Origin of the sequence: Pedobacter hiemivivus (assembly GCF_005144565.1) — a bacterium.
Classification (GTDB): Bacteria; Bacteroidota; Bacteroidia; order Sphingobacteriales; family Sphingobacteriaceae; genus Pedobacter; species Pedobacter hiemivivus.
On sequence record NZ_SWDX01000003.1, the window covers coordinates 284,092 to 308,734 of the forward strand.

Genomic DNA, 24,643 nt, shown 5'->3' on the forward strand with positions numbered 1-24,643 from the left:
ATTGTTCGAGTTATTTTTGTAAGCCATTAACTTCTATGATCACATCTGCGAATGCTTTCGGTGCCTCCTGCGGTACATTGTGCCCAATGTCCTCAAGTACGATATGCTTATATGGCCCTACGAATTTTTTAGCATACATCGCACCATTAGCTGCCGCCCCATCGAAATCGCTGCCGATGGTAATACTGGGTACTTTGATCAGCGGGCCTGCAGCAAGAAGTTTTTCGAGTTCATCATATTTTACTTCACCTTCAGCCAAACTTAAGCGCCAGCGATAATTGTGTATTACAATTGCTACATGGTCGGGGTTGTCAAATGCGGTCGCACTGCGGTTGTAGGTTGCATCGTCGAAATTCCATTTAGGTGAAGCAATTTGCCAGATGAGCTTATTAAAATCGTGCGTGTTTGCACTATAACCGGCCTTACCGCGCTCAGTTGAGAAGTAATATTGATACCACCAGCCGAGTTCTGCCTTTGGAGCTAAGGGCTGCAGCGTGGCCACTCTGTTGGTGATGATATAACCACTTACAGCAACCAGCGCTTTGCATCGCTCAGGCCATAATGCGGCTATAATATCAGCAGTACGCGCCCCCCAGTCAAAGCCTCCGAATGTTGCCTTTGAAATTTTGAGTGCATCCATTAAAGCCACAATATCCGAAGCGATGGCGGCTTGCTGTCCGTTACGCGGCGTTTTAGGGGAGAGGAAACGTGTAGTGCCAAAACCACGCAAGTAAGGAATAATAACCCTATACCCTGCTTTAACCAGAATGGGTGCCACGTCTTCATAACTGTGGATGTCATAAGGCCAGCCGTGTAGCAAGATAATCACAGGCCCATTAGCTGGGCCGGATTCGGCATACCCCACATTCAATACCCCTGCATTTATTTGCTTAAGGGTCCCTAGCTTAGAATTGATTGTTACAGCCTTTTTGATATCATCATTATCCTGAGCGAAAGCTAATTGGGCCGTCATGAAAAACATTGCGATGATAAAAAAAGGAACCACGCTAAAAAAGCGACGGTTGCTATTGTTGATATACTTTTTCATTTTTAGGTAACTATTGGAATTTAATATCTCTAAGATCTATAGAAACAATAATTTTATTATCTGGCTTTGGTCTGTTTTCCTCGTCAACCAGGTATACCACGCGTTTGGTAGCTAGCTTAATTCCTTGATACTCCTTGTAATCAGAAAGGTAATGTGCGCAGGGCACGCTTCCGGCCACATCTACCCGATAATCCAAACGCTTAATAAATCCTTCACTGTTGATGTAAAAGGTTTGCTCGGGACAATGGGTATGAATATCTTTTGGCCACTTTACTTTCAGCGTACGTAACACTTCTCCATTTTCTTCCCACAATTCGCCTTCATTTAGCTCAAAACCGGGACGGGTGAACTGGTAAGGCGTGTTAATGTAGTTCCAGGTGGCATAGCCAGTAAAATAAGCCAATTGTAGTGGTGTCCATTCTGTTTCCCAAACATGGTCAGAAAAAGATGCCCGGGGATTGTATAATTCGGCAATCGTATTGCCATCCGCAGATTCAATCGCTATCCGATCAGGTGTATAGGCAGTATGCCACTGATCGTTAGGAATATGAGAGGTTTTCTGTTCTAAAAGGTTAACTTTTACGCCTACCTCATCAATAGTGCCGCCATGCCCTTTCATGGCCCACAACTCACCACTATTTATAAATTTGGCGGTGAATGTATTGAATTTGCGCCATTGGTCAAGGCCTCCTTGGGCTTCAATAGCTAATTTTAATAATTCGTTCATGATATTAATTATCTATCGTTTTTTGTTCTATCGTCTTAATGATTTGAATGCAGCGCGCAATTCTTCAGCGAATAATTGAGGCTCCTCCCATTGTGCAAAATGGCCACCTTTACTTACTTCGTTAAAATAGATAAGCTTATGATAGCTTTTTTCCGCCCAGCTTTTTGGCGCCTGGTAAATCTCACCCGGAAATACGGTTATTGCAGCAGGAATGGAGATGTCAACTGCGTTGAAATTGTTAGCATTATTCTCCCAATAAAGCTGTGCTGCTGATGTAGCAGTGTTAGTTAACCAGTATAAGGATATATCATCCAGCATTTCATCTTTAGTAAGTGATTTTTCAGGGTCGCCGCCGCTAAATGTCCAATCGGCAAATTTATCATAGAAAAAAGCGGCGAGCCCTACCGGTGAATCAGATAAGCTATAGCCAATTGTTTGCGGACGGGTTACCAAAATACCTGCGTAACCAGCACCTTTTGTATATAAATAATTTAAGGACTCATAAGCGGCTTTTTCCTTAACCGAAAGGTTTGCCGGAGCAGGGCTACCGCTGGCCAGCAGTTTTGCTATATCTGGAGGAACGGTTGCCGGCATGTTAACGTGAATACCTATTAAGCCTTCCGGTTTTTGTGCCGCCATCCGGTTGGTTACTACAGACCCCCAGTCTCCACCACTTGACACATAAGTTTTATAGCCTAAACGTTTCATCAAAACATCCCAGGCACGACCAATTCGGTCGGCACCCCAACCAGTACCTACCGGTTTACCGGAGAATCCATATCCAGGCATGGAAGGAATAACAACATCAAAAGCATCTTCCGCTTTGCCCCCATAAGCTTCTGGGTCGGTAAGTGGACCAATGATCTTCATCAATTCAAATACTGAACCCGGCCAGCCGTGAGTGATTACCATTGGTAGCGACTTTGGATTTTTAGACCTTACATGGATAAAATGAATATCTAACCCATCGATATTTGTAATAAATTGGGGTAAATCGTTTAGCTTAGCTTCTGCTTTTCGCCAATCGTAGCCATCACCCCAATATTTTACCAACGCTTGAACTTTTGCTAACTGCGCACCTTGAGAACGGTCAGTAACCGTTTCTTTTTCGGCCCACCTGGTATTTAATACACGCTGTCGGAGATCAGCTACGGCCTCTTCAGGAACATTGACATGGTATGGACGTATGGAGGTGGATGCCTCATTGCCCGGAATAATTTGGGCAAAAACAGGTGCGGCAGATAATAGCAATGCTCCTATAAATGTTTTGCCCACAAAAGTGGTCAGTTTCGTTTTCATTGTTTTACAGTTTGAGTTTTTAAAATTATTTACTCAAAAGTAGTGGCGTACCTTATACTGCACCACGACCAAATAGGCAAAGCAGGCAATGTCGTTGCTGAACCAGTCATATTTGATAGCGAATTGAGGATGCGTTAACATGCTGATTCCTTTTCCCATTTAGAACGATTTGGCTTTTCTATATACTCATGCCCGACACAGCGAATAGAATAATTAAACCTATTATCAAATCAGGAAGCATTTCAGCTTTTAAATTGCCTGATTCAATCCCCTCTTCGTCCGTTTAACCTATACGCTGATTGTACAGGCTGTACTGTCTCCATACCTTCGTCTCAGAAATCTAAAATAATCATATAATTTAAAATACAATGGAAGCGATTAGACAACAAAAAAAACGAAGCATTAAAGGTATTCTAACTACCGCGGCACTAATCCTGATGACAGCTGCTGGTTTTACACAGATTAAACCAACAGTTAATAATTCCTCAGATTCCATCCGACCTTTCGAATATCATGCTGATCAAACGCAGCTTGATGATTTAAAACAGAGAATCCAAAACACAAAATGGCCCGATAAGGAACTCGTTAGTGATCATACACAAGGGGTACCTCAAGCGACTATACAAGCACTTGCCAAATATTGGGCAAACGAATACGATTGGCGTAAAATAGAAAAGAAAATCAATTCTTACCCCAATTTCATCACTACTATTGATGGGGTGGATATCCACTTCATTCATATAAAATCTAAACATAAAAATGCACTGCCAATCATCATTACTCACGGATGGCCAGGTTCTGTTATTGAGCAGCTGAAGATTATTGGTCCACTAACTGATCCTACTGCCTACGGTGGAAAAACCGAAGATGCTTTTGACGTGATTATCCCTTCGATTCCTGGATATGGTTTTTCAGAGAAACCAACTGAACTAGGTTGGGGTCCTGAGCGCATCGGAAAAACATGGGTGACCTTAATGAAGCGTCTTGGTTATCAGAAGTTTGTGGCGCAGGGAGGTGACTGGGGTGCCCTTATCACTGACATGATGGGGGTACAGGCTGCCCCTGAACTTATTGCTATACACACTAATATGGCCGGAGCAGTACCCCTTGAAATAGATGCAGCTGCTTTTACCGGTGCTCCCGAACCAGCTAACCTTTCAACCGATGAAAAGAAAGCTTATGGTCAGCTTGCTTTCTTCTATAAACATGGTCTGGCATACGCACAGGAAATGGGGAACCGCCCACAAACGTTATATGCAATTGAAGATTCACCAATAGGTTTAGCCTCATGGATACTTGATCATGATGCAAGAAGCCTTGAGCTTATCTCACGTGTATTTGCGGGAAAAGATGAAGGACTGACAAAAGACGATATTCTTGACAACATCACACTTTATTGGTTAACCAATACTGCGGTATCTTCATCTCGTCTGTATTGGGAAAACAAGCTTGCCTTTTTTGCTCCAAAGAACGTTAAAATCCCGGTTGCAGTGAGTGTCTTTCCTGATGAAATCTATTCGACACCACGTACTTGGGCAGAAAAAGCATACCCTAATCTTCTTTACTTTAATAAATTAGAAAAAGGAGGTCACTTTGCGGCTTGGGAACAGCCTGAGACCTTCAGCAAAGAACTAAGAGCCGCTTTCAAATCAATGCGCAAATAAATTCAGAAATTAGTTTCAATACCTAATCGAAGAAATAAAAATTGCTCCATTCAATGACCAAGTATTGATCATTGAATGGAGCTTAGATTCTCAGTAGCACCAATCCGGCCTAAGCTTAATTCATATCGGTCCAGTTCAGCTTATCCTTCTCCGGATTTAGGGCTCTTTCCTGCAGACTTTTCTTATGTTCCCGCAGACGTTTTTGCTCTGATTCCACAGGACGTTCCGCAATAAGCTCGTCACACCACCTGATCGGATATTGTAAGGCTTTCCCATCATTACAATACATGATAAACTGCGTAACCATCATGTCTTTAAAGCTGCTGCCCGCACGTCCTTTAAGGATGTTAAAAGAATAGATCTGATCTACTTCCTGCCCTACCTTAGTCCAGTCTTTATATTTATGTTCTGCCGGAACCAGGTAACACAACCATTCACTGGCCTTAGGATAGTCGGTTTTGCGCGCATAGTTCAATATGATAGAGAACTTAGGATCATCAATAGGCGGCTTATGGCCGTATAAATAGAAAATTGACTTTTCGCTATATAATTTATTGATCTTTCCATCCACCATACTCTGGCCAAACAACTTGTAGAATTCCAGCCTGTTGTCGAACATATACATCATTTCCCTACTCGCTAAATCTTGATTAAACCTATGAAAAACCTTCCATACATCAGGGTCTTTGATCCGCTCCACAGGACCTTCCAAAAACTTTGATACGACCTGGTTCATCTTCTCTGTTTCACTGGCATTATGTAGGGCCTCCAGATATTTCAGTACAAACTTAGCTTCTCTGTTGCCCTCCGCATAGGACTTGCTTAAGGCTACAAAATTGTTTTTAGGATCCAGCCCTTGTTTAAATCTTTGCATCAATTGCTGTCCGTCAACTTTACCCGCCATCCTGTGCATCAACACCCCATTTTGATCCATGATTAGCAATACCGGCTCCCCTTCTACCCTATACAACTTTCTTAAACGGTCTTTTTCCTTGCCCACATTATAATCCACGCTCACAAATCTTTCATTGATGAAATCCGCCACGCTATCTAGTGTGAGTACTTCTTTTTTAATATACAAACAAGGCTTACAAGTGATAGAACCAAAATCAAGGAAGATCAATTTATTCTTCTCTTTCGCCATTTTCAGTACATCGTCGAAGGCCAGGTTTTCTTTGAGATCTACTCTCCTGTTTTGAGCATAAGCCATGTTACTCATACTCCATGTTAAAAATAACACGAGGCCAATAATTTTTGAGGTTTTAAAATAATTGTTCATTTTGTATTAATTTATGTTTTCTGTAAATCTTATGCCGTCCAGGCAAAAATAATTTGGGGTATTCATCACTCCAGCGGTTTTATCCGTCGACTCCAGGTAGAACACGATTTTGTTGACTTTTCCGAGCGACAGCAATGAAACAGGCATCCAATCGGTAACCGTAAAACTTCTTTTTAAAGCGTCAGAGCTTCTGTCTGCCAGTAGAAAGTCTACCGTACCCGTCTCCACATTGTTCAAAAAACCTTTTATGGTAATCTTCAGATTGTCTTTTCTCGCTACGCTCATGATGGTAGTACCAGGGGCAAAAGTATTACCGACAGTTGAATTGCCAGGTCCATACATAATTGTTTGATACACCTGAACAGTATTGCCCACTAAAATCTTATCAATCTGTATCGGACGCGACAATTGAACAAAGGCATCATCACCTTTTGGCCGTACGACCAAAAAATTCCCGCCCGCGTGTGGTGTAAGGGTGTAAACACTAAACCGCGTGGAATCTACCAGATTAGCTGCAATGACAAAGTTTTTGTAGTTCCTGTTGGATATGGCGAAACCGCTCCAATCGTTATTTTCGTGCTTTACATTGAAGGTCGCAATAGCACTTGTAAAACTTTCAGCAGGGATTTTATGCGTAAATCTGCCGATCTTAAAATCTTCAAAAAGTAAGTCAGTTGGTAACAAAATCACATCATCAATCAACTTGCCATCCTTTTTGCAGGAAACAAATGCCATAATTAGGAGCGTATAGAGATATAATATTCTTTTCATAGCTTAATAAATAAGTTGTTCGTAGCCTGTATTCTGACTGATTAATTTATTGAACTTCATTTCTGAAGAAGGGATTGGCCATATAATTCTATTCATATCCACAACTACAGATGTACCTCTGAATTGCAGTAACAATGGATTTCCGCTTGCATCTTTCAAGCGCAGTGAAGACATCCAATCGGCATCATTCTCCAGGTTTAGTTCATTGAGCATCTCTGTAAAAAGCTTTTTTTCGAAATCTACTTTATCAATAGCTGAAAGTGGCAGCAGATGAGATCTATCTCTGATGAAATTGATAGGTTCCATACTTTGTACCAGGGTAGCCCCAGTTTTTTGAAGCAGTTCGGCCTTCATCAGATACAGTTCGGTAAGCCTTAAATGATAAGTAGTATACTTGTCATTATCGCCCCCTACCTGACGCCCTAACCTGCATAGTTTTTTAGGTGCCCATTTGAGGGTGTTGTTTCCTGTTATTGGCGACTTCACATTTCCCCATCCTTCCGGATGTCTGGGATCTGTTCCAATCACCACATTTCCTTGTGGCGTAATACCCAGCGTTGCATAATTATAGCCATAAGTGAAATTATAAGCGGCTACAATATCATCTGTTTTTTCCCGGTAACGGCAAAACAACAACTCCTTAGAATCCCAGCTATTTGTATATAATGCCGTCAGTGATGGCTCCAGTTTAGCCCCCGCAGCTTCGCTTTCTGTAATCGCCTGGTTCACTAATATCAAGGCCGCGGCATAATCACCGGCCCAGCCCCTGTTCAGCAGCAATTTCGCTTTCAATGCTTTCGCCAGCTGTTTAGAAAAACGTTTATTGGAATAAAATGTGGGTGCATTTACAATCGCAAAATCCAGATCTTCAATCAGCTTTTCATAACTGGTTTTTACATCCAGACGCTCCTGGTAAACATTGCTTAAAGTCGACAACTCGCTTTTATAAATGATGCCAAATTTCGAATCGGGCTGATCAAACCATCTTCCAAAAAACCAAAAAGTATAGAGATGAGTAAATGCCCGTAATCCATGCGCTTCACCTAATAATTCAGGTTTTACATGGCTATTTTTAAATTGTTCAACGGGCAAATTCCCTATTCCTTCAATAGCAGCATTTGCATTATTCGCTGCAATATAAAATGCTTTCCAAAGGGCTTCATTATCACCCGTCGAAGTCATATTAAAAGTATAAGCACCATTGTTATAATTAATGATCCCTAACATTGAGCTAAATCCTCCTGTAAACCGGGCAGTCCAGTCGTTGGTGCTAATGCCAGCATAAGCACCATTAAGTAAACCTTTTGCCGAAGCCTCGTCAGTTACAGCCACTTCCGGCGTAAGTAAGTACTGGGGCTCCTGGGTAATGAATTTTTCGCAGCCGCTTAGGGTAAACATCAAAATCCCTATGTATAAATATCTTTTCATGTTCATCGGTTTGTTTTATTTTAATGAATACCTAACACTTAAATTAAAAGACCTGATGGTAGGGTAAGTTCCAAAATCGGTCCCCATTCCTGTTGCACCACCCGCTAAACGAAAATTTCCCTCCGGATCAATACCGTTATAATTGGTCAGGACAAACACATTAGACACAGATCCGGAGAAGTCCAGGCCTCCCTTAAGGTTCCGTTGAGCCCATTTATCAGGCAGTCTATAATTGATTCTTATCTGGGAAAGTTTCAGGTAATCTGCTTTTGAAAGCCAATAGTCAGAAAATATATTAGAAGAGCCCTGTCCATATGACATTCTCGGCCATTGAGACTGGCGGTTATCAGGCGACCAGCTATCCAGCACATAATCAGGATAGTTTCTCAGATACAATCCATTACCATACCAATTCTGTGAATTGGTAAACCAGTACCTTAAGCTTCCTGTACTATAAGTAAAGTTTAACGTTAAACTCAGATTTCCCTTTCTGAAGTTGGTACCAAAACCACCAAAATAATTAGGCTGCGATGTGCCTAATGGCATCATATCGTCGTTGTTTACAATGCCATCTTTATTCACATCTTCAAACTTCAAATCGCCAGGTCTGATACTACCCAGTCCATTCTGATACCATATCTTTGCTCCGGTTGTTGGATTCATAGAAGACAAGAGGTTATACTCTTCCATCGACTGGTAATAGCGCCCAGTCCATTTAAACCCATACCATTGCCCCATTGGCTGTCCTTCCTCCATCCTGATCGCCAACGCATTACCAGCATACAGGTCGAGGAATTTATCCACTCCGTTAATTTTTTCAACAGTAGATTTATTGTGCGCAATATTAAAATTAATAGAGAGGCTCATGTCTTTTTTCCTGAAAACATTGTAATCAATAAAAAACTCCATTCCCCGGTTTTGTATAGTCGCTATATTTTGCTTAACGGAAATAAATGCACTACTGGAAGGAATGCTTTTATTGTAAATAATATCGCTGGTCAGCTTATCATAAAAGCCAATGGAACCAGAGAGCTTATTTTTGAAAAAACCATAATCAAAAGCAATCTCTTTGGTCAATGTTTCTTCCCATCTTAAGTCTGCATTCCCCAGCTGGTTAGGTGCAAATCCAGGTTGTTCTTCAAATTGTGCAGCACCATAAAGTGTTCTCCAATCATTATTTCCCAATACCTGGGATCCCGATACACCATATGAACCTCTTAACTTAAGCAGGTTAAACACATCAGCATTCAGGTTTTTCATGAAACCTTCCTTACTCAATATCCAGGCTACTGCAGCCGAAGGGAATAAACCCCATCGTTTGTCAGGCCCAAACCTGGAAGAACCATCAGCCCTGAAAGTAAAAGTAGCCAGGTATTTATCATATAGCTTATAGTTCAATCGGGTAAATGCAGATACCAGCGCTGTTGAATAATTATTAGAGGTTGGCTTTAATGGAGTCGTACCACTGGTTAAATTCGTCATGATATCCTGATCAGGAAAGTTCTGAACGCCTGTGGCAAAAGTTTTAAAGTTCCCACGTTCCATAGAAAAACCACCTAATAAATCCAGGTCATGGATGTTATTAAACAACCTGTTATATTTTACTGTATTTTCAAATGCCCAATTACTCGATTCACTTTGTGAGATATTGGCCTGCCCTTTATGGGTAGAGTTAACAGTACCTTCCCTGGCAAAACGATCAGTAACCGTTAAATTGTAATTGATAGATACACTGGATTTAAACACCAAATTTTTATTTGGTGTGAACTGAATAAAAGAGGAACCATTTAACCCTCTTCTGGACGACAGATCCCTATTTTTAAGCGCTGTTAGTGGACTTTCTTCATTATATCCCGGATCAAATATTTTTCCATCGGCAGCATACATCGGAAAATCAGGTCTGAAATTCCAGATTTTATCGATCATATTATCTTTATTGTTTAGATCCGAGTTTGAACCATTCACCATCAGCCCGACTAAAAAGTTGTTGGCAATCTTTGAATCCAGATTTATTCTCCCGGAAAAGCCTCTTCTGCTACTTCCTTTTATGATCCCATCCTGTTGGGGTAATCCAACAGAAATGTAGTAATTGCTGGCGTCGCTACCCCCTCTTAAAGAGACATCCAATTTTCTTTCTACTGCATTTCTTGTCATTTCCTTCCACCAATTGGTTTGTCCGTCAAAAAATGCGGTAGCTAAAAGCGGAGCAGAAAAATAATCTATTTCTACACCTGGCACAACTTTCGTTTCATCAATGAGGGTTAACATTGCACCAGTTCCTTTTATGCCTGAGCTGGCAAAGAAGTTTCTTGCTGCATCAGTCACCACAGCTTTAAACTCATCGCTGTTCAATGTTCTGAAGTTATCCCGCTGTACCTGAATACCCTGATTATAGGATACATCAATCTGTGGCTTTTTAAACTTCTTGCCGCTTTTGGTAGTTACAATGATCACTCCATTGGCTGCCCTGGAACCATAAATTGCGGTAGAGGAAGCATCTTTGAGAATGTCGACAGATTCAATATCGTTGATGTTGTAATCGTACAGGAGCTGGCCAATATCATTGTTGTTTACGTTGTATTGTGGTACACCATCAATTACCCAAAGCGGCTGACTATTTCCCGTTAGGGAGGTATTGCCCCTGATCATGACCGAAACACCGGCACCGGGGGCACCATTGGCGATCATCACATTTACACCAGCAGCCTTGCCTTGAATCATAGATGCGATATCCGCATGTGGTGGTGCGCCCTCTAATTCCGCTTCTGTGACCCTGGTTACAGATCCTGTTAAATCTATCGCCTTTCTACGACCATAACCGATGTTAATTTCTACGGCTTCGAGTTCGGCACTAGATGCTTTTAGGACAATATTGCCTAGGTTTGCTGCAGCTGATATTTCTCTCTTTTCGTAGCCCAGATAGGAGATTAATATTTTTCCTTTTATAGGCAGGTTTACCAGCTTAAAAAATCCCTGACCATCGGTAGTGGTCGTAGACTTACTGTCGACATGGGTTACAGTTGCTCCGGCTATCGGATTTCCTGTTTCATCTATAACTTTTCCCTGGATCAGGCTTTGCTGACGAAAAGTTGGCCCAGGTTTAATCACTACGATGTTTTTAGTGATGGAATAATCAAGTGCGTTTGCTTTGAGTACTTTATCCAGTACCTCGTTTATACTGGCGTTTTTTATAGAAATATCAAATCTATTGGTATTGTTAATTAATCCTTCAGGATAAAAGAAATCATAACCGTATGTTACTCTAAGGTCCTTTAAAATATCATTGAGGCTGCTGCCTTTTTTTATTAAAGAAATAGATTGACTATGTGCATTTACGGTATTAAAAGTTAGTATGAGGCCCATTAAGGACAATAGAATTACCTTCTTAATAGTCATTTCATTGTGGGTTAAATATCAAAATTGGTTTAGTTGGCCGACCGTTCAGATCTATAGGTATGGTAAGTTTTTGTATTAGTTCTCCATCAAGATCACCTCCTTTCTTTCTACGTTGATCTTATACTTCATCCTACCGGTAGCGGCCAACATGTCTAATACAGTAATTAAACTTTGCTGCCTGGATACCTGTCCGGAATAATTGAACCCTTTAAAGCTCCCTTCGTAAATGACGTCGATATCATACCATCTTTCTATCTTTTTCATGATGGAAAAGAGGTGTGCTTTTTCGAACACAAAATCACCGTTTTTCCAGGCGACCGCGTTATTTACATCAATGGTATTGACTTGTAGGCCTCCGCCTTTGGCATCCAGATAAGCCTGCTGTCCGGGCACCAGAACGACACCCCCATTCTTTTTAGCATCCACCATCACGCTTCCGGTTAAGAGGCTGGTCGCAATAAAGCCATCGTTCTCATAATTGGAGATGTTAAATGAAGTGCCCAGAACTTTAACATCGTAACCTTTCATTTTTACTTTGAAAGGTTTGTTGTTAAGGTGTACAACTTCAAAATAGGCTTCCCCATTGAGGGCTACTGTCCGCTCCTGGGCCGAAGCAAAGCTGGACGGGAATTTTAAGGAAGAAGATGCATTTAGCCAGACTTTTGTGCCGTCGGGCAGGTTGACTTGATATTGTCCACCTTTAGGAGTTTCAATAGTGTTGAAATTGAGTTGGGCCGTTTTATTAGGAATGACAGAAGGGGCCATGGTATAAACCAGTTGTCCATCTTTAGATTTGGTGATGATGATATCCGATTCTTTGGTCAGCTGACCATTTTGAGCATCTGTGAGACTGATTTTTTTTCCATTGGCCAATGTAAGGATGGCTTTATTTCCACCAGGCTGAAAGTCCTTCTGAGCCGTTGAGGTATTGAATCCGGTCTTGTCCCTATGTACTTTTAAATAGATCAACGCGCTAAGAAAGATTAAAATAGCGGCCGCATATTTAATCCATGTAACATCCCATAGTTTTTTAATGGTTTTGGAAGGTTGGAGCTGTAGCCGGAGTTCATGCCATTTGGCATCCGTATTGAAATCATGAATTTCTGTATAGCTTTCGCTTAAGGCCTTAATTTGGCGAAGTTCTATAAGCAGATCACGTTCTTCTGGACTGAGATCGGTATGATCAACCTGTTGGTCCTGTTCCTGATTAAGTATAGCCAAAACCTTTTCCCATTGGGATTGGTTTTCAAAATAGTTTTTATCCATGTTCAACTATAAGTCGCAAGGAATGACTTATAGGGTTACTGGAAAATCAAAAAAAACGAAACAATCAACTAAACACCTAACAATAAGTAATTTAAAATCATTGAAAAGAGTATTGGCCCAGCTTTTAAACGAAGTGAAGCATAGGCTTTTACCATTTGGCTTTTTACGGTGTTGATAGAAATGCCAAGCATCTCTGCAATTTGGGCGTAGGTATAATTACCGGTGGTGCTGAGCAATAATATTCGCTTACGCTCGGTCGGCAATTCATCAATCAACTTCAATATTTTAAGTTCTAACCCCTCCTCATCGGCAGCCTTGAATGCGGCTTCCATAGGATCTTCGTAACTTGGATAATCGTACTCGCTGATTCGTTTAATAACCGTTTCCTGACTGCGAAGCCAGGAAATACTTTTATACTTAATTGATCTGCAGGCATAGGCTTCAAAACTGGTATGAAGTTTAATTTTATCCTGCCGCTCCCAGAAGTTAATAAAAAACTCCTGTACAATATCTTCAGCTATAAAAGGATCTTTTACATGGTTGACTGCAATCATGCAAAGAAATTTGTGGTTCTTGCGGAAAAGCACTTCTAGTGTTTCGAAGTTGAGCTCTTCTACCTTCTTCTGATGCCGTTCCATGGCCTAAAATATTGATAAATTCCGTAAGTACGAAACTTACAGCTCACAAAATCCACGCTATCTATGCCCTTAGCTTAGATTCTCTTCGATCAGCAAACTGATGATTCCATCAACAAGACCTACTTTAGGCACATAGATTTGCTTGATTCCCGTCCATTTCAATAGCGTAATGTAAATTTCGCAAGCTGGTATAATTACGTCCGCCCGATCTGGATTTAAGCCAAAAACACTGATCCGCTCTTTCAATGAATGTGAATTGAGCTGGTTGTAAAGCGCCTTTAGCTTTAAGAAAGTTAAAGGATTCCCATCTTTCTCATCCGACATGCGGAAAAGCTTATTGATATTGCCGCCAGTACCAATACCGGCAAGGTTTTTTAAAGATTTTGTATTTTCTTTTACCCAGTTTCTCATCTCTTCCCAGGTTTCATCTTTATCCTGGTTATCAAGGATCCGAATCGTTCCAATGTCAAAGGATTTAGAAGCAATGGGTACTCTATTTACAAATACAGAAAGTTCGGTACTCCCCCCACCCACATCGATGTATAGATAACTTTTTTTGATGTCCAGGTTTTCTTCTATGTGATTGGCATAAATGATATTCGCCTCCCTTTGTCCCTCGATAATCTCCAGATCTACATCCGTTAATTCCTTTACCTTTTTAATGATGGCTGCACCATTCTCTGCTTCGCGCATGGCCGAAGTGGCACAAGCTAAGTAAGCGGATACATGGTATACATCCATCAAGTTTTTAAATGCCGACATGGTTTTCAACAGCTCTTCAACTTTACGATCGGAAATGCGACGATCTAAAAATGCATCATCCCCCAACCGTAATGGAACCCGAACTAAGGTGTTCTTCTTGAAACTAAAACCGGTATCATTTTGAGAGATGTCAGCAATTAACAATCTAACCGCATTGGAACCGATATCTATGGCAGCGTATCTTAACATTGGATTTACTGGTGTTTATTTTTTAAGTAATTGTAGGTTTGTACCTGTGCCCTGATTTTTGTTTTCAGGTTGTTTTTATGGTACTTATTGTTGTTTAAGCGCGTAATATCCCGAGCTTTTACATTGTCTTGCAATTGAAACTCGATGATGTCCCGAATTTCTTGTTTGGCATCTTTATCCAGCACTGGAAAGCCGACTTCTACCCGATGCTCAAAGTTGCGACTCATTAAATCGCCCGAAGAAAGGTACATTTCCTCTTTGCCATTGTTGCCATAAATAAATACCCGGGCATGCTCCAGAAACTTATCGACAATACTGATGACCGTAATGTTTTCACTAAAATCTTTAATACCTGGAACAAGGGTGCAAATACCTCGAACAATGAGCTTAATGAGCACACCGGCATTGCTGGCCTCATATAGCTTTTCAACGATGCCTTCATCCGCCAGACTGTTTACTTTTAAGATCAGGTAGGCTGGCTTACCGAGTTTGGCAAACTTGATTTCACGGTCTATCAATTGGTAAAACTTATCTCTGGATTCGAGTGGCGACACAATCAGGTGCTTAAATCCCTTCATGACCGTCTTGTTGTTTAAGGCTTTGAAGAGCTTAACCAGGTCTGTCGTAATTTCCTTTTTAGCCGTAAAAATACTGTGATCGCAATAAATTCTGGCCGTCTTTTCGTTGAAATTCCCTGTGGCCAGGTTGGCATAATAAACCGCTCTGCCCTTTTCCATTCTTTTGACCAGGCAAATTTTAGAATGTACCTTATAATCGGTTAGTCCGTAATTTACGTTTACGCCCTCTTCTTCTAATCGGCTGGTCCAGGCAATATTTGCCCTTTCATCAAACCGGGCTTTTAACTCGACCAGGCAGTTGACCTTTTTCCCGTTTTTAGCGGCATTGATCAGGGCATTGATTACCCTGGAGTTCTCTGCCAATCGGTACAAAGTGATGTTGATTTCGGTAACCTTTGGATCAATGGCAGCTTCACGAAGGAAAAGAATGATATAATCGTAGGATTGATAAGGGAGGTTAATTAAAAAGTCCTTACCCTGAAGTTTATTAAAGATGCTTTCGGTGCGATGTAGACCACGTACCTTTAAGGGGACATTGGGTTTATATTCCAAATCGGGACTCCCCACATTTGGGAAGGCTATAAAATCGCCAAACCGATGGTATTGATTGCCGGGAATAAGACTTTCGGCCTCAATTTTCATTTTATTGATCAATACGGTCAGCATCTCGAAGGGCATTTCCGTATCGTATAATAAACGCATAGGTTTACCTTTTTTGCGCTTATCGAGACTGGTTTTTAGTTCTTCAATGAATTTACCGCTTACATTTTTATCAATATCCAGTTCGGCATCTCTGGTCAGCTGGATGGAATACGCTTCCCTGTTATCGTAATTGAAGACATAAAAGATATCGTCCATGCAATACTTAATGATATCTTCGGCAAGGATAATGAATTTTAAGCCATTGGTTTCGGGTAGCACCAGGAACCTTGGCAAATCAGTCGGCAGCTCGATCAGTGCATATTTTTCATTCTTACCTGCCGTATTTTTAGAAAGGCGGACAAAAAAGTACAGGTACCGGTTTTTAAGTTCCGGAAAAGGCCTGTCCAAATCGATCATGATCGGCACCAGGTTAGACAGAATTTTGTCTCTGAAATGGTTTCTTACAAACTCGCCCCGGGCCACGTTTAGCTGGGTATCATTTAATATAAAGATCCGGTTTTGAGCCAGTTCGTTGATCAGCGTAGCTCTAAACAATTGCTCGAACTTACGTTCTTGCTTTACAACGGTATTTTTAATTTCATTTAAGATCTTTTTAGGGTTAAAACCCAGCAAGGCCTTGGCTTTCTCATTTAGATTGGCCAGTCGACTTAAAGTGGCTACCCTTACCCGATAAAACTCCTCCAGATTAGAAGAGAAAATGGATAGGAACCTTATCCGTTCTATTAAAGGAACAGTATCATCGGCGGCTTCCTGTAAAACCCGTTCATTAAAGTACAACCAACTGATCTCTCTATTTAGAAATGGAGCCTTTTTCTTCGTCATGTATTAAATCAAAAAAATCCCTGTTCAAAACAGGGATGCTCAAAACTGCGAATTCTATTGTTAAGTAATTGTTAATTATCAAGCAATTATCCAATTTTTTCTTAACGCATCCTTATTTGCTTTCTGAATCGGTCTTTAAAGGTGTTGCGTCAATACCATTAGCAGTAGTTGTAGCTGCTGGTTCAGCGGGCTTATTTACTGCTGGGGCTGCTTTAGTTTCAGGAGCTTTAGCTGCAGGCGCTTTACTTGCAGGAGCTGCCTTTTTAACTGGAGCTTTTGCTGTCGCCGCTTTGCTTGCTGCTGGAGCTACTTTACTTGCCGCAGGTTTTGGAGCCGCTTTAGCTGCAGGTTTTGCTGCCGGACTTGCTTTTTTAACAGGAGCTTTTGCTGCTGGTGTTGGCGCAGATTTAACGGCTTCCACAACTGCTTTTGCGATAGGCTTAGCAATTGCATTTGCTGCTTTCTCTTCGGTAGCAATGGCTGCAACTTTAACGCTTTGCACGACTGGCTTAACTGCTGCTGTCGCCGCTTTAACTGCCTTTTTAGCTTTTTTAACGTCTTTAGAAACCTCTTTCTTCACTTCCTTTTGAATGGCTTCCGCTTTCTTTTTGGCTTTTTTGATCGTTTTCTTATTGGCCTTTCTCGCTTCATCAATGTTACGCTCTACCACTAATTTAACATCTTGAAACCTTTTTGACAGTTTCTTGGCCACAAACTTACTTACTAAAGCGATGTCATCCCCAATCTTCTCTGCATCTTGCCCTAGCTGCTTAACAGATTCAAGAATTTTCTCTGCCAGGCTTTTTTCGAATTGTTTTTTAACATCCTTTTTTGCCACTTTTTTTTGCACTTTTGACTTACTGGTTTTCATATGCATTAACTTTAATTGTTTTATATTTGTTGTGTAGAATTGACGCCCAAATAATTAACTAAATCTAATCTATTTTTTATACTAAAGCCATAATAATCATGCCCACTTTCGATATAGTAAGCAAAGTAGACGCGCAAACACTTGACAACGCGATGAACAATGCTAAAAAAGAAATCCTGAACCGTTATGATTTCAGTACTTCTAAAAGCACCATTGATCACGATAAAAAAACCAATGTAATTACGATTGTTACTGAGGACGATATGCGTTTAAAAGCGATTCAAGATGCCATCATTTCACGTATGGTGAAGCAGAATCTGGATTCGAAATGTCTTGATTTTGGTAAAGAAGTTTATGCTTCTGGCAACATGATCAGGAAAGAAATATCCATTAAAGAAGGTATTGACAAGGAAACAGCTAAAAAGATCGTAGCTAAAATAAAAGCAAGTGGCTTAAAAGTACAACCGTCGATGATGGACGATCAGGTTAGGGTACAAAGCAAAAGTATTGATGACCTACAGGCGGTAATTTCGCTTTGCAGAGGCGAAGATTTTGGTCAACCTTTGCAGTTCATCAACATGCGTAACTAATGGAAATCGAAGATAAGGGTTTTGTCTTCTCTGACGACAAACAAAAGATAGATGTTGTTGCCATTCACCATTATTTAAGTACACAATCGTACTGGGCAAAGGACATTCCGTTCGAAGTTGTACAGCGATCTATAGACAATTCCTTATGCTTTGGTATCTATAAAGACAAACAACAGATAGGTTTTGCCAGGTGGGTAACCGATAAGGCTACCTTCGGCTATCTGGCGGATGTTTATGTGGAGGAAAAATACCGGGGGCAAGGGCTTTCTAAAAAGCTGTTATCGTTAATGATGTTCCACAAAGACTTGCAGGGTTTAAGAAGATACGTACTGGGCACAGTAGACGCACATGGTTTATATGCCCAGTTCGGTTTTAAGGCCATCGAACATCCCGAAAGAATGATGGCTATTGTAATTTCTAATCCTTATAAAAACGAGGATTAAACGGTTTTTACATCGCTCTCACTGTACTCTTCAATGTCCGTAATGTAACCGTTGATGATTAAGAAATCGAACAATGGCTTTGCATCAGCCGTTACCGGCATATTGATGCTGGTGATCACTTGATTGGTCTTTTTATCGAGGTACGGATAAGCAAAAAGCTTCACGTTTTTACTAAACATATCGCTCACATAACTGAGCAGCTGACTGGTGTAATTTTCGCCGAAGTTGGTGGAGTTGAATACAAACTTTAAGTTGTTGATGTTGGTGGATATCCCCACGCTTTTAGGGCGACAACGATCCAGATATTTAGCCAGTTTATTGTGACGTGTAAAATTGGATACAATTACTCTATTACCTGTTTTACACATCTCCTCGGCCCTTTTTGCAACTGCTATAAGGTCGATCTCAGGGGCTACATCATCTGCTGATAAAACATTAGACATCAATACCTCAATCAATACACTCAGGTTTTCCTCCTTTACATGTTCTGTTCTTACAAACTGATCAACAGCTTTATTTAACATACTAAAGTTAGGATTAGATTTCTGTTCATACTTAGTACGCAAAATCATGATGTCCTTTTTGTACAATAAATCTTTTGGTAAACATGGACTGCCTTGTGCATCAAAGATGGCAGCATCCGAAAAGTCTTTTACAATCAGGTATAAATTTAACAAGATATTGTCTACACCCTGAAACGCAGGACCATTTACAGAAATCAAATCAATCTCTACAGAACCAACAGTTAAATTGTCGGCCAGCGATTCAATCATCGCCTTATGGTCGTTCATGTAATAAAATGCAGCATACACGAGGTTAACGCCGATGATACCCAAAACATTTTGCTGTAATGCAGCATCAGTATCGAGTAAACGCACATGGAAAAATATCTCATTTGGTTCGCCATCAGGTTCGGCCTGAAAACGTATGCCAATCCAGCCATGCGGATCGTTAGACTTATTATAGTTTAGTGTAGTAACCGTATCTGCAAAAGCGAAGAAAGTACGGTCGTCGTATTTTTCGCCACTTAAACGCTCCGTTAACAAGCTAAACTCGTGGTTGAGCATCTTTAATAACCTCGACTGACTTACGTACCTGCCAGACGCTTCTACCCCATAAATTGCATCACTAAAAGTCATGTCGTAAGCAGACATGGTTTTGGCAACTGTACCAGAAGCAGCACCTGCGGTAAAAAAGTTACGAGCTACTTCTTGTCCTGCCCCAATCTCAGCGAAAGTCCCGTAAATTTTAGGGTTTAAGTTAATCTTTAAAGCTTTACGCTTAGTATCAAGGATTTCTCTTTCCATAGCGCAAAATTAAGCAAACTGCCGAATTTGGACGATAAAATAACTACCTTGATCTCAATTTTCTCTTATCAAGATCGTATCTTAATAATGCTAAACGTTAAAAATCTCGACATACAATTCCTCAATAAGGAAGACAACACCTGGCTTAAAGCAGTTAACGATGTCAGTTTCAGTATTGAAAAGGGAAAAGTATTGGGCATTGTTGGTGAATCGGGCTCTGGAAAATCTGTTACTTCGTTTTCTATTATGCGCTTGCACGATCCGCAAAGCACCAAAATTGGTGGTGAAATTGATTTTCAACAAATCAACCTCCTCAATTTATCGTCCGAGGAAATCAGGAAATATCGCGGACACAAAATCGCCATGATATTTCAGGAACCCATGACTTCACTCAACCCAGTATTTACTTGTGGTTACCAGGTGAAAGAGGCCATTATGCTGCACCAAAAAGTAGATAAACATACAGCCAAGGCACAAACCATCGCTTTGTTTAAGGAAGTGCAATTGCCTCGTCCCGAGAATATTTTTGACAGTTACCCACACCAGTTGTCGGGCGGACAAAAACAACGGGTAATGATTGCTATGGCTTTGAGCTGTAACCCGGAATTGTTGATTGCTGACGAGCCTACCACGGCATTAGATGTAACGGTACAAAAAACAATACTGGAGCTGTTATTAAAGCTAAAAACCGAGCGTGGCATGGCCATGATTTTCATATCGCACGACTTAGCAGTAGTAAGGGAGATTGCCGATGAAGTGGCCGTGATGTACAAAGGAGAAATTGTAGAACAAGGCCCGGCAAAAGTCTTATTTGAAACACCGAAACACCCTTATACTAAAGGCTTACTGGCTTGCAGACCTAGTCCACAGCGATTGCTAAAAAAACTGCCTGTAGTGGCTGATTTTTTAAATGAGAACAAGGATATGGCTGTCGCCCACCTGCTGGAGATAAATAGTTATACCCCTGAGGAAATTGCTGCACGCAGACAAAAGCTGTACAGCACAGCTCCTTTGCTACAAGTAAAACAGCTTTGCACCTGGTATCCCATCAGTAAAGGTTTGTTTGGTAAGGCAAAGGACTACGTTAAAGCGGTAGATGATATCACTTTTGACGTGTTTCCGGGCGAAACGCTGGGGCTGGTAGGCGAATCGGGATGTGGAAAGACGACTTTAGGGCGGAGCATCATTCGCTTAGTCGAACCGACATCGGGCAGCATTCTATTTGATGGAAGCGATATTACTTCGCTGAAAACAGCGGAGCTGAGAAAAATGAGACGGGATGTGCAGATTATCTTTCAAGACCCCTACTCTTCGTTAAACCCACGTTTAACAGTAGGAAATGCCTTGATGGAGCCTTTGCAAGTACATAAAATGTTCGATAATGATGAGCAACGTAAGGCGCATGTAATGAATTTATTGAACCGGGTAGATTTAAAACCTGAGCATTTTAACAGGTATCCGCACGAGTTTTCTGGTGGACAAAGGCAGCGGATTGTGATCGCCAGAGCCTTGGCTTTACAGCCGAAATTCATCATTTGTGATGAATCTGTATCGGCGCTGGATGTATCGGTTCAGGCTCAGGTATTGAATTTGCTACGCGAACTGCAGCAGGAATTTGGACTAACTTATATATTCATTTCTCATGATCTGGCAGTGGTAAAACACTTGTCGGACCGCATGATTGTGATGAATAAAGGTAAAATTGAAGAGCAAGGTTTCCCGGAAGATATTTACAACAACCCGCAAGCGGAGTACACCAAGAAACTAATTGCAGCAATACCAGGCTAATCTTTTATAAGCGTAGCTGAAAGTCGGATTAAACCAGTATTCACGGCTCTTCTGATCTCTCTTTCTTTAATTTTATCGTATCTTTTTAATAAGATCATCGCCTTAAATATCACCACATCTTTATTAATGGAGATCGTTTTAACCGTCAACCCACCCTCTACCACATTCTCCGAATAGGGCTCGATAATTTTGTTCAGATGGTTCTCTATATACTCTGGGGTATACCCATTGGCAATGGACATATCGAACTCAATACTTAGCTTTTTAATGTTCTGTTTAGATTGGTTGATGATGACAGAGCTGAATACTACAGAATTGGGAATGATCACCATATCACTGTCTTCATTTTGCAGGATCATATTGATCAGCGTAATGTCAAGAATTTTCCCATCATGCTCCCCCATTTTGATGTGATCTCCAAGGGATAAACGATCTGAGAACATGATGATTAAGCCGTTGATCATATTGGTTACATAGTCTTTAAAAGTTAAAGCTACAGCCGCCGCAACGATGGATACGCTAAACACAAGATCAACCAGCTTTACTTCTAACAAAGACACAACAGCAAGACCAAAAAACACCACGTTGAGAATAGAGGTAATCCGGTTGATACCAAGAATGAAGTTATCCTTGATATTGCTTTTAAAACGATGTTTACGGATATACCAGTAAATGATGATCAATCGCAAAACAGAAACTACCAAACTGGGACCAAGGAAGACCACTACTGCACCTGCAAGCTTCTCTATACGCGGGTATTGGGTAAATAAAATGGGTTTATTGACAAACAAATAGACCAGAAATAAACAAACAACTGCTTTGATCCCAAGCATAAAAAGCTCTTTCCCTGTTTTTCGTTCTCTGTCTTCAATCATTTTAAATCGTTTTAAGTTCGGCAATCTGCGTGTAATCAAAGATACAAAATCCAACAATACTCGGTTCAAATTGTTACCTTCGGGTGATTCATACATAGACTATGGCAAAAAAGAAATCGTCTCATCTGGAACTCGTTTTAATCCAATTGATTAGCGATGTGCTGGAAAAGAGCAACAACGAAGCCCTGAATTATAAGCAGATTTCGGCTAAATTAAATATTACGGATGCGGCATCCCGGGACACCATACTGGACGTACTAAAAGAGCAGTCAAAAAAGGGTGTATTTTTGGAACCTGAGAAAGGAAAGTTTAAGTTAAAAGACCTGAAAACATTCTTGACTGGAAAGGTCGATATGACCGCGGATGGTTCTGCATTTGTGATTCCTGATGATGAGTTTGAAAAAGACATTTTTGTATCCGCCAGAAAGCTGCACAATGCACTGCATGGCGATAAGGTAAAAGTATATATATACGCCAAAAAGAGTGGGCGCAAGAATGAAGGTGAAGTTGTAGAGATCATTACGCGTGCGAAGACCGATTTTATTGGTGTGATCAGAATTTCTGACCGTTACGCTTTCGTAAATATCGACGACCGTAAAATGCTGCATGACATTTTTGTTCCTTTGAGCGACATCAACGGCGCTACAAATGGACAAAAAGTACAGGTAACCATTACGGAATGGCCTGAAGGGGCTAAAAACCCAATTGGCCGCATCATCAACATTTTAGGTACACAGGGCGAGAATAATACCGAAATGAACGCCATCCTTGCGCAGTATGGCTTTCCGCTAAGTTTCCCTGGCGAGGTAGAAAACGAAGCAAATTCCATCCCCGAGCAGGTATCTGAGGCTGAAATAAAAGGCCGCAAGGACTTTAGAGATACGGTTACGTTTACCATTGATCCTGCTGATGCCAAAGATTTTGATGACGCTATTTCTTTTAAAACATTAGAGAACGGCAATTATGAGATCGGGGTACACATTGCTGATGTTTCGCATTATGTACAACCCAATAGCTACCTGGATAAAGAAGCCTATTCGAGGGCGACTTCAGTATACCTGGTTGATCGCGTGATCCCGATGTTACCTGAGCGTTTGAGCAACGGTGTTTGCTCGCTTCGCCCAAATGAAGATAAACTTTGTTTTGCAGCTGTATTTGAACTGAACGATAAAGCCGATATCATTACAGAATGGTTTGGACGTACGGTGATCCACTCGGACAGGCGTTTTAGCTATGAAGAAGCGCAGGAAGTGATTGAAAATAAAGCCGGTGATTATGCTGCTGAAATCCTCAAGCTAAATGAACTGGCTTATATATTACGCGACAAAAAGTTTAAAAACGGTGCCATCAGCTTTGAAAGTACTGAAGTAAAGTTTCATCTGGATGAAAATGGTAAACCCGTTGGTGTTTATGTAAAAGAACGTAAGGATGCCCATAAGCTGATAGAAGACTTTATGCTATTGGCCAATAAGAAGGTGGCTGAGTTTATCGCTAAAAAAGGAAAAGGCAAAGAGAAATATACTTTTGTATACCGTTCTCACGATTCGCCAAACCTGGAAAACCTAAACACTTTTGCTTTATTTGCCGCCCGCTTTGGGTATAAAATCAATACCAAATCAGATAGAGAGATTGCAAAATCTTTAAATTACCTGATGGAAGATGTGGAAGGCAAAAAAGAACAAAACGTATTGACACAGCTGGCCATTAGATCGATGGCAAAAGCCATTTATACGACTAAAAAAACCAGTCATTACGGATTGGCATTTGACCATTATACCCACTTCACCTCTCCTATCCGTCGTTACCCCGATGTGATGGTACACCGACTGCTTGCTGCTTATTTAAACAATGAGAAATCGGCTAATGAGGAAGAATATGAAGTTGCAGCATCGCATTCATCGGCCATGGAAAAACGTGCGGCTGATGCTGAACGTGCATCCATCAAATACAAACAAGCTGAATACCTGGAAGAAAATGTAGGTAATCTCTTTGCTGGCATCATATCGGGTGTTACAGAATGGGGAATGTATGTAGAACTCACCGCAAACAAATGTGAGGGCATGATCCGACTGCGTGACATTACCGATGATTTTTATGTACTAGACGAAAAAAACTATTGTATTGTTGGTCAGCGTAAACATAAAAAATACCAGTTGGGCGATGAGGTGATGGTAAAAGTAAAAAAAGTAGACTTATCTAAACGTCAGATAGATTTCTCATTAATTCAACAATAAAATAA

Annotated in this window: 19 protein-coding genes; 5 read left to right on the forward strand and 14 right to left on the reverse strand. The window is 40.9% G+C overall.

The window, feature by feature from the left end; genetic code table 11:
• Nucleotides 1-10: 10 nt before the first annotated feature.
• The 3 genes from FBD94_RS08380 to FBD94_RS08390 all read right to left on the reverse strand — a co-directional run bounded on the left by FBD94_RS08380 (nucleotide 11) and on the right by FBD94_RS08390 (nucleotide 3,074).
• On the reverse strand, nucleotides 11-973 hold the full coding sequence (locus FBD94_RS08380) for an alpha/beta fold hydrolase (protein WP_205945863.1): 963 nt from the start codon (nucleotides 971-973) through the stop codon (nucleotides 11-13).
• Between the two features lie 85 nt (nucleotides 974-1,058).
• Complete coding sequence (locus tag FBD94_RS08385; protein ID WP_136879877.1) at nucleotides 1,059-1,775, reverse strand: hypothetical protein; 717 nt, start codon at nucleotides 1,773-1,775, stop codon at nucleotides 1,059-1,061.
• Nucleotides 1,776-1,802: 27 nt separating this feature from the next.
• Nucleotides 1,803-3,074, reverse strand: coding sequence for an epoxide hydrolase family protein (locus tag FBD94_RS08390; protein ID WP_136879878.1), 1,272 nt, complete (start codon nucleotides 3,072-3,074; stop codon nucleotides 1,803-1,805).
• Between the two features lie 368 nt (nucleotides 3,075-3,442).
• Here FBD94_RS08390 and FBD94_RS08395 point away from each other — a divergent pair, with 368 nt between their 5' ends.
• A complete protein-coding gene (locus tag FBD94_RS08395) occupies nucleotides 3,443-4,738 on the forward strand; it encodes an epoxide hydrolase family protein (RefSeq protein ID WP_136879879.1) in 1,296 nt (431 codons plus the stop codon).
• Nucleotides 4,739-4,853: 115 nt separating this feature from the next.
• On the opposite strand, the gene FBD94_RS08400 is transcribed toward FBD94_RS08395, so the two are convergent.
• From FBD94_RS08400 to FBD94_RS08440, 9 genes are all read right to left on the reverse strand, one after another.
• Complete coding sequence (locus FBD94_RS08400) at nucleotides 4,854-6,017, reverse strand: thioredoxin family protein (protein ID WP_136879880.1); 1,164 nt, start codon at nucleotides 6,015-6,017, stop codon at nucleotides 4,854-4,856.
• A gap of 6 nt (nucleotides 6,018-6,023) precedes the next feature.
• Nucleotides 6,024-6,788, reverse strand: a complete 765-nt coding sequence (locus tag FBD94_RS08405) for a DUF4465 domain-containing protein (RefSeq protein ID WP_136879881.1) — start codon at nucleotides 6,786-6,788, stop codon at nucleotides 6,024-6,026.
• A 3-nt stretch (nucleotides 6,789-6,791) separates the two neighbouring features.
• Entirely contained in the window at nucleotides 6,792-8,216 is a 1,425-nt protein-coding gene (locus FBD94_RS08410) for a RagB/SusD family nutrient uptake outer membrane protein (protein ID WP_169472253.1), read from the reverse strand.
• A gap of 15 nt (nucleotides 8,217-8,231) precedes the next feature.
• On the reverse strand, nucleotides 8,232-11,612 hold the full coding sequence (locus tag FBD94_RS08415) for a SusC/RagA family TonB-linked outer membrane protein (RefSeq protein ID WP_136879883.1): 3,381 nt from the start codon (nucleotides 11,610-11,612) through the stop codon (nucleotides 8,232-8,234).
• Nucleotides 11,613-11,687: 75 nt separating this feature from the next.
• Nucleotides 11,688-12,878, reverse strand: a complete 1,191-nt coding sequence (locus FBD94_RS08420) for a FecR family protein (RefSeq protein ID WP_136879884.1) — start codon at nucleotides 12,876-12,878, stop codon at nucleotides 11,688-11,690.
• A gap of 68 nt (nucleotides 12,879-12,946) precedes the next feature.
• The gene (locus FBD94_RS08425) at nucleotides 12,947-13,516 is read right to left on the reverse strand and encodes an RNA polymerase sigma factor (protein ID WP_090780486.1); all 570 of its coding nucleotides are present in this window, start codon (nucleotides 13,514-13,516) and stop codon (nucleotides 12,947-12,949) included.
• Between the two features lie 69 nt (nucleotides 13,517-13,585).
• A complete protein-coding gene (locus tag FBD94_RS08430) occupies nucleotides 13,586-14,467 on the reverse strand; it encodes a Ppx/GppA phosphatase family protein (protein WP_131611870.1) in 882 nt (293 codons plus the stop codon).
• A gap of 5 nt (nucleotides 14,468-14,472) precedes the next feature.
• Nucleotides 14,473-16,530 carry a polyphosphate kinase 1 gene (ppk1, locus tag FBD94_RS08435; protein WP_136879885.1) on the reverse strand — a complete coding sequence of 686 codons (2,058 nt, stop codon included), beginning with the start codon at nucleotides 16,528-16,530 and terminating at the stop codon, nucleotides 14,473-14,475.
• A 112-nt stretch (nucleotides 16,531-16,642) separates the two neighbouring features.
• Nucleotides 16,643-17,401 (reverse strand): histone H1, encoded by a 759-nt coding sequence (locus tag FBD94_RS08440; protein WP_136879886.1) that lies wholly within the window; start codon nucleotides 17,399-17,401, stop codon nucleotides 16,643-16,645.
• 98 nt (nucleotides 17,402-17,499) lie between these two features.
• On the opposite strand from FBD94_RS08440, the gene FBD94_RS08445 reads away from it, so the two are divergent.
• A complete protein-coding gene (locus FBD94_RS08445) occupies nucleotides 17,500-17,991 on the forward strand; it encodes a YajQ family cyclic di-GMP-binding protein (RefSeq protein WP_090780478.1) in 492 nt (163 codons plus the stop codon).
• Nucleotides 17,991-18,434, forward strand: coding sequence for a GNAT family N-acetyltransferase (locus FBD94_RS08450; protein ID WP_136879887.1), 444 nt, complete (start codon nucleotides 17,991-17,993; stop codon nucleotides 18,432-18,434). The genes FBD94_RS08445 and FBD94_RS08450 overlap by 1 nt, the downstream gene beginning before the upstream one ends.
• Here the strand turns inward: FBD94_RS08450 and FBD94_RS08455 are convergent.
• The gene (locus FBD94_RS08455) at nucleotides 18,431-19,741 is read right to left on the reverse strand and encodes a nicotinamide mononucleotide adenylyltransferase (RefSeq protein WP_136879888.1); all 1,311 of its coding nucleotides are present in this window, start codon (nucleotides 19,739-19,741) and stop codon (nucleotides 18,431-18,433) included. The two genes, FBD94_RS08450 and FBD94_RS08455, sit on opposite strands and share 4 nt — an antisense overlap.
• 87 nt (nucleotides 19,742-19,828) lie before the next feature.
• Between FBD94_RS08455 and FBD94_RS08460 the strand changes: the two genes are divergently transcribed.
• On the forward strand, nucleotides 19,829-21,529 hold the full coding sequence (locus tag FBD94_RS08460; protein WP_136879889.1) for an ABC transporter ATP-binding protein: 1,701 nt from the start codon (nucleotides 19,829-19,831) through the stop codon (nucleotides 21,527-21,529).
• On the opposite strand, the gene FBD94_RS08465 is transcribed toward FBD94_RS08460, so the two are convergent.
• Nucleotides 21,526-22,404: a mechanosensitive ion channel family protein gene (locus tag FBD94_RS08465; protein WP_136879890.1), complete on the reverse strand. Its 879-nt coding sequence runs from the start codon at nucleotides 22,402-22,404 to the stop codon at nucleotides 21,526-21,528. The genes FBD94_RS08460 and FBD94_RS08465 overlap by 4 nt on opposite strands.
• 101 nt (nucleotides 22,405-22,505) lie before the next feature.
• Here FBD94_RS08465 and rnr point away from each other — a divergent pair, with 101 nt between their 5' ends.
• Entirely contained in the window at nucleotides 22,506-24,638 is a 2,133-nt protein-coding gene (gene rnr, locus FBD94_RS08470; RefSeq protein WP_136879891.1) for a ribonuclease R, read from the forward strand.
• The last annotated feature ends 5 nt before the right edge of the window (nucleotides 24,639-24,643 follow it).

Bases quoted from the DNA above. Each gene is read 5' to 3' on its own strand.
- FBD94_RS08460 (WP_136879889.1), top strand. From the start codon at position 19,829: ATGCTAAACGTTAAAAATCTCGACATACAATTCCTCAATAAGGAAGAC.
- FBD94_RS08400 (WP_136879880.1), bottom strand. From the start codon at position 6,017: ATGAACAATTATTTTAAAACCTCAAAAATTATTGGCCTCGTGTTATTT.
- FBD94_RS08395 (WP_136879879.1), top strand. From the start codon at position 3,443: ATGGAAGCGATTAGACAACAAAAAAAACGAAGCATTAAAGGTATTCTA.
- FBD94_RS08405 (WP_136879881.1), bottom strand. From the start codon at position 6,788: ATGAAAAGAATATTATATCTCTATACGCTCCTAATTATGGCATTTGTT.
- FBD94_RS08390 (WP_136879878.1), bottom strand. From the start codon at position 3,074: ATGAAAACGAAACTGACCACTTTTGTGGGCAAAACATTTATAGGAGCA.
- FBD94_RS08425 (WP_090780486.1), bottom strand. From the start codon at position 13,516: ATGGAACGGCATCAGAAGAAGGTAGAAGAGCTCAACTTCGAAACACTA.
- FBD94_RS08430 (WP_131611870.1), bottom strand. From the start codon at position 14,467: ATGTTAAGATACGCTGCCATAGATATCGGTTCCAATGCGGTTAGATTG.
- FBD94_RS08445 (WP_090780478.1), top strand. From the start codon at position 17,500: ATGCCCACTTTCGATATAGTAAGCAAAGTAGACGCGCAAACACTTGAC.
- FBD94_RS08415 (WP_136879883.1), bottom strand. From the start codon at position 11,612: ATGACTATTAAGAAGGTAATTCTATTGTCCTTAATGGGCCTCATACTA.
- FBD94_RS08380 (WP_205945863.1), bottom strand. From the start codon at position 973: ATGACGGCCCAATTAGCTTTCGCTCAGGATAATGATGATATCAAAAAG.
- FBD94_RS08450 (WP_136879887.1), top strand. From the start codon at position 17,991: ATGGAAATCGAAGATAAGGGTTTTGTCTTCTCTGACGACAAACAAAAG.
- rnr (WP_136879891.1), top strand. From the start codon at position 22,506: ATGGCAAAAAAGAAATCGTCTCATCTGGAACTCGTTTTAATCCAATTG.
- FBD94_RS08420 (WP_136879884.1), bottom strand. From the start codon at position 12,878: ATGGATAAAAACTATTTTGAAAACCAATCCCAATGGGAAAAGGTTTTG.
- FBD94_RS08465 (WP_136879890.1), bottom strand. From the start codon at position 22,404: ATGATTGAAGACAGAGAACGAAAAACAGGGAAAGAGCTTTTTATGCTT.
- FBD94_RS08385 (WP_136879877.1), bottom strand. From the start codon at position 1,775: ATGAACGAATTATTAAAATTAGCTATTGAAGCCCAAGGAGGCCTTGAC.
- FBD94_RS08440 (WP_136879886.1), bottom strand. From the start codon at position 17,401: ATGAAAACCAGTAAGTCAAAAGTGCAAAAAAAAGTGGCAAAAAAGGAT.
- FBD94_RS08410 (WP_169472253.1), bottom strand. From the start codon at position 8,216: ATGAAAAGATATTTATACATAGGGATTTTGATGTTTACCCTAAGCGGC.
- ppk1 (WP_136879885.1), bottom strand. From the start codon at position 16,530: ATGACGAAGAAAAAGGCTCCATTTCTAAATAGAGAGATCAGTTGGTTG.
- FBD94_RS08455 (WP_136879888.1), bottom strand. From the start codon at position 19,741: ATGGAAAGAGAAATCCTTGATACTAAGCGTAAAGCTTTAAAGATTAAC.